Source organism: Prauserella flavalba, from assembly GCF_003202235.1.
GTDB lineage: Bacteria > Actinomycetota > Actinomycetes > Mycobacteriales > Pseudonocardiaceae > Prauserella_A > Prauserella_A flavalba.
Genome location: NZ_MASU01000013.1, coordinates 646,307 through 659,117 on the forward strand (window position 1 = coordinate 646,307; position 12,811 = coordinate 659,117).

10 protein-coding genes and 1 pseudogene are annotated in these 12,811 nt (G+C 70.2%); 9 read left to right on the top strand and 2 right to left on the bottom strand.

Annotated features, from left to right (window positions below; all coding sequences use genetic code 11):
• Positions 1-4 precede the first annotated feature (4 nt).
• The 9 genes and pseudogenes from BA062_RS30375 (at position 5) to lpdA (ending at position 10,111) form a co-directional block, all read left to right on the top strand.
• Positions 5-1,165: a Gfo/Idh/MocA family protein gene (locus tag BA062_RS30375; protein ID WP_110342497.1), complete on the top strand. Its 1,161-nt coding sequence runs from the start codon at positions 5-7 to the stop codon at positions 1,163-1,165.
• A 107-nt stretch (positions 1,166-1,272) separates the two neighbouring features.
• Positions 1,273-4,452 (top strand): ThuA domain-containing protein, encoded by a 3,180-nt coding sequence (locus BA062_RS30380; RefSeq protein ID WP_110342498.1) that lies wholly within the window; start codon positions 1,273-1,275, stop codon positions 4,450-4,452.
• Positions 4,449-5,297 carry a sugar phosphate isomerase/epimerase family protein gene (locus BA062_RS30385; RefSeq protein ID WP_110342499.1) on the top strand — a complete coding sequence of 283 codons (849 nt, stop codon included), beginning with the start codon at positions 4,449-4,451 and terminating at the stop codon, positions 5,295-5,297. Before BA062_RS30380 ends, BA062_RS30385 begins: the two co-directional genes overlap by 4 nt.
• Positions 5,298-5,424: 127 nt before the next feature.
• Positions 5,425-6,385 (top strand): annotated as a pseudogene (gene pip / locus BA062_RS41455) (prolyl aminopeptidase).
• A gap of 10 nt (positions 6,386-6,395) precedes the next feature.
• The gene (locus tag BA062_RS30395) at positions 6,396-7,349 is read left to right on the top strand and encodes a threonine ammonia-lyase (RefSeq protein WP_110342500.1); all 954 of its coding nucleotides are present in this window, start codon (positions 6,396-6,398) and stop codon (positions 7,347-7,349) included.
• Positions 7,350-7,389: 40 nt separating this feature from the next.
• A complete protein-coding gene (locus BA062_RS30400) occupies positions 7,390-7,797 on the top strand; it encodes a nitroreductase family deazaflavin-dependent oxidoreductase (protein ID WP_110342501.1) in 408 nt (135 codons plus the stop codon).
• A gap of 21 nt (positions 7,798-7,818) precedes the next feature.
• Positions 7,819-7,992 (top strand): hypothetical protein, encoded by a 174-nt coding sequence (locus BA062_RS40010; RefSeq protein WP_158303091.1) that lies wholly within the window; start codon positions 7,819-7,821, stop codon positions 7,990-7,992.
• Between the two features lie 59 nt (positions 7,993-8,051).
• Complete coding sequence (locus BA062_RS30405; protein WP_245960072.1) at positions 8,052-8,702, top strand: lysophospholipid acyltransferase family protein; 651 nt, start codon at positions 8,052-8,054, stop codon at positions 8,700-8,702.
• Positions 8,703-8,710: 8 nt separating this feature from the next.
• Entirely contained in the window at positions 8,711-10,111 is a 1,401-nt protein-coding gene (gene lpdA, locus BA062_RS30410; protein ID WP_110342502.1) for a dihydrolipoyl dehydrogenase, read from the top strand.
• A gap of 279 nt (positions 10,112-10,390) precedes the next feature.
• On the opposite strand, the gene BA062_RS30415 is transcribed toward lpdA, so the two are convergent.
• On the bottom strand, positions 10,391-11,710 hold the full coding sequence (locus tag BA062_RS30415; protein ID WP_110342503.1) for an MFS transporter: 1,320 nt from the start codon (positions 11,708-11,710) through the stop codon (positions 10,391-10,393).
• Positions 11,711-11,712: 2 nt separating this feature from the next.
• On the bottom strand, positions 11,713-12,762 hold the full coding sequence (locus BA062_RS30420; protein ID WP_110342504.1) for an MBL fold metallo-hydrolase: 1,050 nt from the start codon (positions 12,760-12,762) through the stop codon (positions 11,713-11,715).
• Positions 12,763-12,811 lie beyond the last annotated feature (49 nt).

Sequence of the window (12,811 nt, forward strand, 5' to 3'; positions counted from 1 at the left end):
TTCGATGGCGGCGAACGAGGAACGGTCCGTCGGGATCGTCATGAACGGGGTCACCGGTCGCATGGGCTACCGGCAGCACCTCGTGCGGTCGATTCTGGCGATCCGGGAGCAGGGCGGGCTGCGGCTGCCCGACGGCACGGTGCTGCGTCCTGAGCCGATTCTGGTGGGCCGCAACGAGAGCAAGCTCGCGACCATCGCGAAGGAGCACGGTCTCGACCGGTGGACGACGGATCTGGACGAGGCGCTGAAGCTGCCCGGCGCCGAGATCTACTTCGACGCGCAGGTGACCAGCCGCCGCGTCGAGGGCGTGAAGAAGGCCGTCGCCGCCGGGCTGCACGTCTACACCGAGAAGCCGACGGCGGAGGACACCGAGACGGCGCTGGAGCTGGCCCGAATCGCCAAGGCCGCCGGGGTGAAGGTGGGCGTGGTGCAGGACAAGCTCTTCCTGCCCGGCCTGCTCAAGCTGAAGCGGCTCGTCGACGGCGGCTTCTTCGGCCGGATCCTCTCGGTGCGCGGCGAGTTCGGCTACTGGGTGTTCGAGGGGGACTGGCAGGAGGCGCAGCGGCCCTCGTGGAACTACCGCGCCGAGGACGGCGGCGGCATCATCATCGACATGTTCTGTCACTGGCGGTACGTGCTGGAGGAGATCTTCGGCCCGGTCCGCTCGGTGCAGGCGCTCGCGGCGACCCACATCCCGGAACGGGTCGGCGAGGACGGAAAGCCCTACGCCTGCACGGCCGACGACGCCGCGTACGGCATCTTCGAGCTCGACGGCGGCATCGTCGCGCAGGTGAACTCCTCGTGGACGACGCGGGTGTTCCGGGACGAGCTGGTGGAGTTCCAGGTGGACGGCACCGAGGGCAGCGCCGTCGCCGGGCTGCGCCGGTGCCGTGTCCAGCACCGCTCCACCACCCCGAAGCCGGTGTGGAACCCCGACCTGCCCGCGACCGAGGACTTCCGGTCGCAGTGGCAGGAGGTGCCCGACAACGCCGACTTCGACAACGGGTTCAAGACACAGTGGGAGATGTTCCTCCGGCACGTGGCGGCTGACGAGCCGTTCCCGTGGGACTTCCTGGCCGGCGCGCGTGGCGTGCAGCTGGCCGAGCTCGGGCTGCAGTCGGCCAGGGAGGGTCGCAGGATCGCGATCCCCGAGCTCACTCTCTGATTCACCTTTCGCAGTTTCACCTTTCCCGGCACGACAACTGAATACTTCCCGGCATGTACGAAGTGAAAGCGCTTTCCACAACGCTGTAACTCAACGGAGAGGTCCACATGTCCGGTCGCAGACGTGCCAGAACACTGGTCGCGCTGCTCGCGTTCCTGCTCGCCGCGGGGGTGGCGTCCGCGCTCCCCGCGGCGGCGCAGGCACGCTTCAGCGTGCTCGTGTTCTCCAAGGTGACCAACTTCCACCACGACTCGATTCCCGCGGGCATCGCGGCGATCGAAAAGCTCGGCGCCGAGCACGGCTTCACCGTCGAGTCCACCGACGACGCCGCGGCGTTCACCGACGAGAACCTCGCCCGGTTCGACGCCGTCGTCTTCAACAACACCAACTCCACTCCCGAGTCGGGCGACCTGCTCGACACCGCCCAGCGCGAGGCGCTCCAGCGCTACGTCCAGGCGGGCGGCGGCTGGGCGGGCGTGCACGCCGCGTCGGCCAGCGAGCGCGACTGGGAGTGGTACGAGGGCCTGGTCGGCGCCATCTTCGACCACCACCCCGCACCGCAGGTCGGCAGGGTCAAGGTGCTCGACCGCGTCCATCCGTCCACGCAGGACCTTCCGGAGCTGTGGGAGCAGAACGAGGAGTGGTACAACTGGCGGGTCAACCCCACCGGTGCGGTCCACACCCTCGCCCAGATCAAGGTGCGCGACGGCGTCACCGGGCTCGACGAGGGCGTCGACCACCCGTACTCGTGGTGCCAGAACTACGACGGCGGGCGCTCCTGGTTCACCGCGGGCGGTCACGCCGCCGAGAAGTTCTCCGACGAACTGTTCCTCTCGCACCTGCTCGGCGGCATCGAGTGGGCGGCCGGCGCGGTCGAGGGTGACTGCTCGGCGACCCAGACGGGCAACTTCCAGCGCGTGCCGCTGGTGGACGCCGACCTCGCCGACCCGTTCGAGCTGGCCGTGGCGCCCGACCGTCGCGTGTTCTGGATCCAGCGCACCGGCGCGCTCAAGGTCGTCGACCAGGAGTCGCTGAACGTCACGACGGCGCTCGACTTCCAGTACACGCCGGAGATGACGAGCCAGTCCGACGGCCTGCTGGGCCTCACGCTCGACCCGGCGTTCGCCGAGAACAACTGGCTGTACCTGCTGTACTCCGACCCGCAGGAGAACAAGCTCAACCTCTCGCGGTTCACGGTCGGTGCCGACAGCACGATCGACCTCGCGACCGAGAAGCGCCTGCTGGAGATCCCCACGTTCCGGGGCGAGGGCAGGGCCAACTCGCACATGGCGGGCTCGATCACCTTCGACGGTGACGGCAACCTCTACGTGGCGACCGGGGACAACACCGACCCGTTCGCCTCCGACGGGTTCTCGCCGATCGACGAGCGCGAGGGCAGGCGCGCCTGGGACGCGCAGGGCACGTCGGGCAACACCAACGACCTGCGGGGCAAGATCCTGCGCATCACGCCCCAGCCGGACGGGACCTACACCATCCCCGAGGGCAACCTGTTCGCACCGGGCACCGAGCTGACCCGCCCGGAGATCTACGCGATGGGCCTGCGCAACCCGTTCCGCATCACCGTCGACCCGCACACCAATTCGCTGCTGGTGGGCGACTACGGGCCGGACGCGCGGCAGGCCGACCCCGAGCGCGGTCCGGAAGGGACGGTCGAGTTCCTGCGCATCACCGAGGCAGGCAACCAGGGCTGGCCCTACTGCACCGGGAACAACACGCCGTTCGTCGACTACGACTTCGCCACCGGCACGTCGGGGGAGCCGTTCGACTGCGGCAACCTGGTCAACGACTCGCCGAACAACACCGGCCTGCGCGAGCTGCCGCCCGCCCAGCCCGCGTGGATGTGGTACGCCTACTCGGCCTCGGCGGAGTTCCCCGAGCTGGGCACGGGCGGTGGCGGCCCGATGGCCGGCCCGGTGTACGACTACGACCCGGACAACCCGCGGATCTCGAAGTTCCCCGAGTACTTCGACGGCAAGTGGTTCAACTACGAGCTGACCCGCCGGTGGTTCAAGGTGATGTCGGTGCAGCAGCACGAGCAGACGTTCACCGACCCCCGGTTCGCGCCCGCCCGGCCAGGCGACCTGCTGTCGATCAACGGGATCTTCGCTGACCTGGAGTGGATCCAGCCGTTCGACGCGCATTTCGGCCCGGACGGCTCGCTCTACGTGATCGACTTCGGCGAGGGCAGCGGCACCGGCCGCGGCGGCAGCAACGACGGCGCAGGCATCTACCGCATCGACTACGTCGCCGACGGGCGGCCGCCGACAGCGGCGATCACGCCGTCGACCGACTCCGGCAAGGCGCCGCTCAAGGTCTCGTTCTCCAGCGAGGGCTCCGTGGGCGGCGACGGTGAGCCGGTGACCTACGCGTGGGACTTCGACAACGACGGCACGGTCGACTCCACGCAGGCCAACCCGGCGTACAAGTACAAGGAACGCGGGCAGTACACCGCGCGGCTCACGGTGACCAGCACCGAGAACCCCGATCTGACCGCCGTGGCCGTCACCGAGATCACCGTCGGCAACACGAGGCCGGAGGTGCGGATCGTGCTGCCGCCGGACGGCGGGATGTTCGACTTCGGTGACACGATCCCGTTCCGGGTCGAGGTCATCGACGCGGAGGACCGGACCATCGACTGCTCGAAGGTCGTGGTGCAGTCACAGCTCGGACACGACGACCACCTGCACCCGATGGACAACGTCACGGGCTGCACCGGGGAGATCGCGACCGATGCCGGGGACAGCCACGGTCCTGGGCAGAACCTGTACGCGGCGCTCAGCGCGCAGTACACCGACGACGGCGGCAGGGGCGGCGTGCCCGCGCTCACCGGGTCGGCGCACCTGACGCTGGAGCCGAAGCACAAGGAGGCCGAGCACTTCGAGGACCACAGCGGCATCGACGTTCTGGAGCGCGCCGACGCGTCGGCGGGCAAGCGGCTCGGCGAGATCGAGCACGGTGACTGGGTCGCCTACGACCCGATCCACCTGCAGGGCATCGACTCGCTGACCGTCAGCGCGAGCTCCGGCGGCATCGGCGGCACGATCGAGTTCCGCGCCGACGCACCGGACGGCGAGCTGCTCGGCTCGGTCGACGTGCCCAACACGGGCGGCTGGGGCAACGTCGTGAACACCGACGTCACCCTGACCGACCCGGGGAGGACCGTGAAGCTCTACCTGGTGTTCGTCAACCCGGCCTGGACGCCGGATCAGCCGGACCTGCTCTCGCTGGACGTGTTGCAGTTCAACGGAAAGGGCGTGACCTCATGAGTACACGACGGGACTTCCTGCGGCTGGCCGCCGGTTCGGTGGCCGTGGCGGGGGCGAGCGGGCTGCTGGGCGGCACGGCGCTGGCGTCGGGCCCTCGGCGGGTGCCGCCGGGACACATCGGCATCCAGCTCTACACGGTGCGGTCGCTGATGACCACCGACGCGCAGGGCACGCTCGACGCGCTCGGGCGGATCGGGTACTCGACGGTGGGCGTGAGCGGCTTGTACGGGCACACACCGGAGCAGTTCCGCACGATGCTGGACCGGGCGGGCCTGCGGGCGGTGCTCACGCACCTGTCGCTCAACGCGATCCGGGGTGACTGGCAGCGGGAACTCGCCAACGCCCACGTGCTCGGCGTGAAGTACGTGGTGGTGCCGTCGCTGCCGAGTTCACTGTGGACACCGGCGGGCTACCGGCAGGTGGCGGCCGAGTTCACCGAGGCGGGCAGGGCCGCGCGGGACGCCGGGCTCGGATTCCTCTACCACAACCACGATTTCGACTTCCGGACCGTCGAGGGCGAGGTGCTCTACGACATCCTGGCGAGCGAGACCGACCCGAGGTACGTGGACTTCGAGCTGGATCTGTACTGGGCGATCAGGGCGGGCTACGACCCGGTGGAGTACTTCGAGCGGTACCCGGGCCGGTTCCCGGTGTTCCACGTGAAGGACATGGCGCCCGACGGGTCGTTCGAGGACGTCGGCCACGGCACGATCGACTTCCGCCGCATCTTCCGGCGCCGGGACGTCTCCGGCGTCCGGGAGTACGTGGTGGAGCACGACCAGCCCGCCGACCCGCTCGCCAGCGCCGCCCGCAGTTGCCGAACCCTCCGCACGATCCGCTTCTAGCAACGCTCCCCAAGGCCACCTTTGTTGCGTTGAACGCAACAAAGGTGGCCTTGGGGGCAGAATCGGTTTCCCTGTCGGCGCACTTTGGCTAGGCTGCGGCGCGCGTGTCCTGGGAGGGGAGCCTGCTGTGTCCGAGCCGTACCCCGAGATCGAGCCGCACGAGCACGGCCTGCTCGCCGTCGGCGACGGACACGAGGTCTACTGGGAGGTCTGCGGCAACCCGCACGGCAAGCCCGCCGTGTTCCTGCACGGCGGGCCGGGCGGCGGCAGCTCGCCCGCCCACCGCAGGCTTTTCGACCCCGCCCGCTACCGCATCGTCCTGCTCGATCAGCGCGGCTGCGGCCGCAGCACCCCGCACTCCGCGGACCCGGACGCCGACCTGAGCACCAACACGACATGGCACCTCGTCGCTGATCTCGAGCAGCTGCGCGAGCACCTCGGCATCGACCGCTGGCTCGTCTTCGGCGGCTCGTGGGGCAGCACCCTCGCGTTGGCCTACGCCCAACGGCACCCCGAGCGCGTCACCGAACTGGTGCTGCGCGGCATCTGGACCATGCGCCGCAAGGAGCTGGACTGGTTCTACGGCGGGGGGCGCGGGCTTCCTGTTCCCCGAGCGCTGGGAGCGGTTCGTGGAGGCGGTGCCGCCCGAGCGCAGGGGCGGCGACCTGATCGCCGCCTACCACGACCTGCTGTTCGACGCGGACCCGTTGGTGCACGGGCCCGCCGCTGTCGCCTGGAGCACGTGGGAGGCCGACACCATCACGCTGCGCCGCCGTCCCGAGCTGGTCGAGCAGTTCTCCGACCCCCGCTTCGCGCTGGCGTTCGCGCGCATCGAGAACCACTACTGCGCGCACCAGGGCTTCCTCTCCGACGGGCAGCTGCTGCGCGACGCGGGCAGGCTCGCCGGCATCCCCGGCGTGCTCATCCACGGCAGGCACGACGTCTGCACGCCGCCCGTTGGCGCGTGGGACCTCAAGCGGGCGTGGCCATCCGCCGAGCTGATCATGGTGGAGGACGCCGGGCACGCCTACGACGAACCCGGCATCCTGCGGGAGCTGCTGCGGGCCACGGACCGGTTCGCCGAATAGGCTCGAACCCGTGGAACTCGTGACGATCGATGACATCCGTGCCGCTGCCGACCGGATCAGCGGCGCGGTGGTGCGCACCCCGCTGCTGCCGTGCCCGTGGGCGGACGCCGACAGGCCGCTGTGGCTGAAACCGGAGAACCTCCAGCCGATCGGCGCCTTCAAGCTGCGCGGCGCGCAGAACGCGATCGCACGGCTCGACGAGCGCAGCCGGAGCCGGGGCGTGGTCGCGTACTCCAGCGGCAACCACGCGCAGGCCGTCGCCTACGCCGCGCGGACGTTCGGCATCCCCGCCCACATCGTCATGCCGGACGTCACACCGCAGGTGAAGATCGACAACACGCGCGGTTACGGCGCCGAGGTGGTGCTCGTGCCCATCGCCGAACGCGAGTCCGCCGCGCTGGAGCTGGTGGAGAAGCTGGGCGCCGTGCTGGTGCCACCGTTCGACCACCCGGACGTCATCGCGGGACAGGGCACCATCGGCCTGGAGATCGCCGAGGACCTCCCCGGCGTGGAGCTCGTGCTCGTGCCGGTGAGTGGCGGCGGGCTCTCCTCTGGCATCGCGACCGCCGTCAAGACGCTGTGCCCCGGCGCGCGGGTGGTGGGGGTGGAGCCGGAGCTCGCGGGTGACGCACGGGAGAGCCTGCGCGCCGGGACGCTCGTGGACTGGCCGATCGAGCGGCGCGCGCGGACCATCGCCGACGGGCTGCGTTCGCAGCTGTCCGACCTGACGTTCGCCCACCTGCGCGCGTACCTCGACGACATCGTCACCGTGAGCGAGGACGAGATCCGGACCGCGATGGGCGTCCTGGCCACCAAGGGGAGGCTCGTCGCCGAGCCCAGCGGCGCGGTGGGCCTTGCCGCGTACCTCAGCCGGGTGGGCGACCTACCGCGTGGACGCACCGTGATCGTGGTGTCCGGGGGCAACGTGGCCCCCTCACTGCTCGCCGACGTTCTCGGCGCCTGAGGATTAGGCTGGTACGTATCCGACGAAGGGATTTTCGCTCATGCTGTTCGGAGACGAGCACGTCCGCCGTTACGAGGAGACCGACGGGGAGGTCGGCCACGACTGGGAGAACGGCGCGCCGATCCTCATCCTGACGACCAAGGGCCGCAAAACCGGCAAGGAGCGCAAGTTCGCCCTGATCTACCAGGAGCACGAGGGCGACTACGTGATCGTCGCGTCCAAGGGCGGCGCCGACGAGCACCCCGGCTGGTACCACAACCTGGTGGCGAACCCCGAGGTGACGGTGCAGGTGAAGGCCGACAAGTTCGCGGCCAAGGCCCGGACGGCGAACGAGAGCGAGAAGGCCGCGCTGTGGCCGAAGATGGCGGCGGTGTGGCCCGCCTACGACGACTACCAGAAGAAGACGGATCGTGATATTCCCGTCGTAGTGCTGGAGCGTGTGGCCTGAACCTCGACGAAGGAGCCGATCATGGCGCAGCAGTCGACAGTCGACGTGGCCGGCCTGCTGGCGAAGCTGGCGGAGGCGGAGCACCAGGCCGAGCGCGGGGAGCTCAACCCGGCCGAGCTGCCGGGACTGGTGCGGGCGCAGCGGCTGGTGCGGGACTTCGCGGGCTGGCCGAAGGAAGTCGACTCCGACCGCTGACGGCGCTGCGCCGGTTCCCGCGTACCGGCCGGGGCAGGTGGTTCGCGGTCGCGATCGAGGTGATCGCACCGTTCCTGGCGATGGGCACCCGCCTGCGGGTGACCGGTGCTCACCACCTGCCCCGCGAGGGCGGCGTGCTCGTCGCGAGCAACCACCTGTCCAACGCCGACCCCATCATGGTCACCGTGGCGTGCCTGATGGGCGGGCGCGTGCCGAGGTTCTTCGCCAAGGCGGGCCTGTGGCGGGTGCCGGTGGTGCGCGCCGTGATGACGTCGGGCAGGCACATCCCCGTGCACCGCGGCAAGGCGAGCGCGCTCGAGGCCTACCGCGACACCGTCGACGCCGCGCTGGCCGGTGACTGTGTCGTGGTGTTCCCCGAGGGCGCCTTCAGCGACCGCGCCGACGAGTGGCCCATGAAGGCCAAGACGGGCCTCGCCCGCGTGGCGCTCACCACCGGGACGCCCGTGGTCCCGCTCGCGTGCTGGGGCTCGCAGCACGTGCTGCCGCAGGGCGCCCGGTTGCCCCGCGTGCTGCCGAGGCGCAGGGTGGAGCTGTTGGCCGGGCCACCGGTGGACCTCTCGGACCTGCGGTCGGACAAACCCACCGCGTCCCAGCTCAGGGAGGCGACCGAACGCATTATGACGGCGGTCACGTCGTTGCTGGCAGAGGTGCGCGGGGAGAGCCCGCCACCCGAGAACGTGAAGGCATAATCGCGACCATGAGTGAACACTTCGACGTCGTGGTGCTGGGTGCTGGTCCCGGCGGGTACACCGCCGCGGTCCGCGCGGCACAGCTCGGCTACGACACCGCCATCATCGAGGAGCGTTACTGGGGCGGGGTGTGCCTGAACGTCGGGTGCATTCCGTCGAAGGCGTTGCTGCGCAACGCCGAGCTGGCGCACCTGTTCACCACGGAGGCCCGCACCTTCGGCATCCAGGTGAACGGCGAGGTGTCGTTCGACTACCAGGCCGCGTACCAGCGCAGTCGCAAGGTCGCCGACGGCCGCGTCAAGGGCGTTCACTACCTGATGAAGAAGAACGCGATCACGCAGTTCGAGGGGCGTGGCACGTTCACCAGCGACAAGGCGATCGAGGTGCGTCGCGCCGACGGCGAGACCGAGACCGTGACGTTCGACCACTGCATCGTCGCGGCGGGTGCCACGCCGAAGCTGCTGCCCGGCACGTCGGTCAGCGACCGCGTGGTGACCTACGAGGAGCAGATCCTCTCGTCGGAGCTGCCGGAGAGCATCGTGATCGCGGGTGCGGGCGCGATCGGCGTCGAGTTCGCCTACGTGCTGCACAACTACGGCGTGAAGGTCACGATCGTCGAGTTCCTCGACCGCATGGTGCCGCTGGAGGACGAGGAGGTGTCGGCCGAGCTGGCGCGGCGCTACCGCAGGCTGGGCATCGACGTCCTCACGTCCACGCGTGTGGAGTCCATCGAGGAGACCTCCGGCGGCGTGCGGGTCACGGTGTCGAAGGACGGCGAGCAGCAGGTGATCGAGGCCGGCAAGGTGCTGCAGGCCATGGGCTTCCAGCCCAATGTGGACGGTTATGGCCTCGAGAACACCGGGGTGCGGCTCACCGAGCGCGGCGCGATCGACGTGGACGGCCGGTGCCGCACGAGCGTGCCGCACATCTTTGCAATCGGTGACGTGACGGCGAAGCTGATGCTTGCGCACGCCGCGGAGTCGATGGCGATCCTGGCGGCCGAGACCATCGCCGACGCGGAGACGATGGAGCTCGACTACCGGATGATCCCGAGGGCGACGTACTGCCAGCCGCAGATCGCAAGCTTCGGCCTCACGGAGGAGCAGGCGCGCTCGGAGGGCTACGACGTCCAGGTGGCGAAGTTCCCCTTCAGCGCCAACGGAAAGGCCCACGGCCTTGCCGACACGGTGGGCTTCGCCAAGATCATCAGCGACGGCAAGTACGGCGAGCTGCTGGGTGCCCACCTGATCGGCCCCGAGGTGACCGAGCTCCTGCCGGAGCTGACCCTGGCCCAGCAGTGGGACCTGACGGTGCACGAGGTGGCCCGCAACGTCCACGCGCACCCGACCCTCGGCGAAGCCGTGAAGGAAGCGATCCACGGCCTCGCCGGCCACATGATCAACATGTGACCGTTTCGCGAGTCGTGCGTTCCGGGTCGCGAGTCGCCCGCTCAGGACCGCGAGTCTTGCGTTCCCGACCGCGAGTCTTGCGTTCCGGACGCCGAGTTGTGCGTTCCCGCTGTCCGGCCGGACGGGATGGGTGGGTAAGGAGCCTCTCGCCTCGGCGGCGAGCGGCCGACTCGCCGTCCGGAACGCACAACTCGCTGTCCTGAGTGCACAACTCGGCGTCCTGAGCGGGCGACTCGCGAGCGGGAACGCACGACTCGCGCGTGCGAGCGGGCCGGCGGGTCAGCCCAGGTCGCGCGAGCGGCCTTCCTTCGCGGCCAGGATCGCCACCAGGCACACAGCCAGCACCCCGACCCACACCGCGCCGAGCAGTGCCATACCGCCGCCGCCCGCCACGACGAGTCCCGCCGCGATCGCGGGGGTGAACCCCGCGCCGAGCGTCGACGCACCCTGGAAGCACAGCGACGCACCGGTGAACCGGATCCGCGTCGGGAACAGTTCCGCCAGGAACGCCGCGTACGGGCCGAAGACGATGCCCTGCAGCGCCTGCGCGCCCATCACCGCGACCGTGAACCCGAGCACCGAACCGCTTTCCACGAGCAGCAGCAGGGGATACGCGAACGCCATCGCGCCGAGCACCCCGGTCACCATCACGGGCTTGCGGCCGAGGCGGTCGCACACGCGGGCGCTGACGATCGTCGTCACCAGCATGACCAGTGCCGCCGCCGCCTTCGAGTTCAGCACACCCGTCTTGTCGGCTCCGTTGGCTACGGCGACGTTGACCGCCCACACCGTCGCCATGCCGGCGAGGGTGAACATGCTGATGCCGGCGAGCAGCCCGACCACGACCTGCCTGCCGTGGCCGGTCAGCACCTCGACGATCGGCAGCCTGCGCTCCTTCGCCTCAGCCTCGAACCTCGTGAAGAGCGGGCTCTCCGTGACCTTCAGCCGGATGAACAGGCCGATCAGCACGAGCACCATGCTGAACAGGAACGGGATCCGCCAGCCCCAGCGCAGGAAGTCGTCCTCGGGCAACAGCGTGCACAGTCCAACCGCGACCGTCGCGAGCAACGCACCCGCCGGGGCGCCCATGTTCGCGAAGCTCGCCGCGAACCCGCGCCTGCCGCCGGGCGCGTGTTCCAGCGCGATGGTCATCGCGCCGCCCCACTCGCCGCCGACCGCGAGCCCCTGCACGATCCGCAGGGTCACCAGCAGCACCGGCGCGGCGGCCCCGAGCTGCGACGTCGGCGGGAGGAGCCCGATCAACGTCGTCGCCAGGCCCATCGTCAGCATCGAGACCACGAGCACCTTCTTGCGGCCGAGCCGGTCGCCGAAGTGTCCGAAGAGGACGCCGCCGAGCGGGCGCGCCACGTAGCCCGCGGCGAGCGTGCCGAACGACGCGAACGCCGCCAGCCCCGGGCCGAGGCCGGTGAAGAACACGTGGTTGAACACCACGGCCGCGGCGGTGGCGTAGAGCAGGAAGTCGTAGTACTCCACGGCGCTGCCGAGGAAGCTGGACGCGAGGATCCGGCGCATGTGCCGGTTGTTCAGGCCCTCGGAAGCGGTGGTGGCCGGTGCCGTGCTCTCGGGAATGCCGCTCATGGTCACGCCCTCCCCGCCACGGCACGCGCGAAGTCCAGCCGCTCCAGGTCGTCCGGCACCAGCACCGGACCCGAGAAGGTGCGCTCAGCGGCCCGCCACACCGAGGGCTCGGCGTCGCCGGGCACCAGGTGATGCAGCGCCAGCGCACCGGCGCCGGCCGCGGTCGCGATCTCGCCCGCCTGCTCTGGCGAGGTGTGGGACTTGCGGTGGTGTTCCATCGTCGCGCGTGCCGTCGCCGGGTTCTCGGCCCGGTACGCCCGCTCGACCCAGCCGAAGTCGATGGCCTCGTGCAGCAGGAGGTCGGTGCCCTCGGCCAGGCGCACGAGGTTGTCGCACGGCGCGGTGTCGCCGGAGATGGTCACCGAGCCCGCCTCGGTGTCGAAGCGGAAGGCGAACGCGGGCGCCACCGGAGGGTGCTCGACGAGCGTCGCCGTGACGGTGACCAGCTCGTCGCGGTAGATCTCGAACGGCTCCGTCCCGGCCGGGGTGGGGTTGTCGTTCGGGTGGTAGCCGGTGTGCGCGGGCACCCCGATGTCCTCGGCCGCGAAGAAGCGCAGCGGCGACGACCGCAGCGAGTCGAACATGCGGTCGGTGAGGTCGGCGCCGTAGGCGCGCAGCAGCAGTGAGAACATCTCGGCCGTTCCCGGCGTCGGGCTGTCGGGGAAGAACGCGCGCGGCGTGACTCCGTTCGCGGCCGCCGACACCGGCGGCAGCATCCCGCGGTCGCCGGGGCCGAGGATCCGGATCGGCGGGCGTTCACCCTTGAGGATCATGAAGCCGAACAGGGCGAGGCTCGGCAGGTCCACTGTGTGGTCGGAGTGCAGGTGCGTCAGGAAGATCGCGCGCAGGCCACTGACCGGCAGGCCCGCCCGCCGCAGCTGCGTGCCGACGCCGTGCCCGCAGTCGACGAGGTACACCGCCTCTCCCACCACGACGGCCGTCGCGATTCCGGCCCGCCCCGGCCCGGCTCCCTCCGGCCACCACCTCGGACCCCCGGCGGTGCCGAGCGTGACGACGTGCGGCGCGTGCGCGCCCCTGGCTGGTGACTGCATCGATGGCCCTCCACGTTGAGAAAGTCCGGGCAAGTATGGAACCCTCGGC

Coding starts and splice junctions, on each gene's coding strand:
- BA062_RS30375 (WP_110342497.1), top strand. CDS start 5: ATGGCGGCGAACGAGGAACGGTCCGTCGGGATCGTCATGAACGGGGTC.
- BA062_RS30380 (WP_110342498.1), top strand. CDS start 1,273: ATGTCCGGTCGCAGACGTGCCAGAACACTGGTCGCGCTGCTCGCGTTC.
- BA062_RS30385 (WP_110342499.1), top strand. CDS start 4,449: ATGAGTACACGACGGGACTTCCTGCGGCTGGCCGCCGGTTCGGTGGCC.
- BA062_RS30400 (WP_110342501.1), top strand. CDS start 7,390: ATGCTGTTCGGAGACGAGCACGTCCGCCGTTACGAGGAGACCGACGGG.
- BA062_RS40010 (WP_158303091.1), top strand. CDS start 7,819: ATGGCGCAGCAGTCGACAGTCGACGTGGCCGGCCTGCTGGCGAAGCTG.
- lpdA (WP_110342502.1), top strand. CDS start 8,711: ATGAGTGAACACTTCGACGTCGTGGTGCTGGGTGCTGGTCCCGGCGGG.
- BA062_RS30415 (WP_110342503.1), bottom strand. CDS start 11,710: ATGAGCGGCATTCCCGAGAGCACGGCACCGGCCACCACCGCTTCCGAG.
- BA062_RS30420 (WP_110342504.1), bottom strand. CDS start 12,762: ATGCAGTCACCAGCCAGGGGCGCGCACGCGCCGCACGTCGTCACGCTC.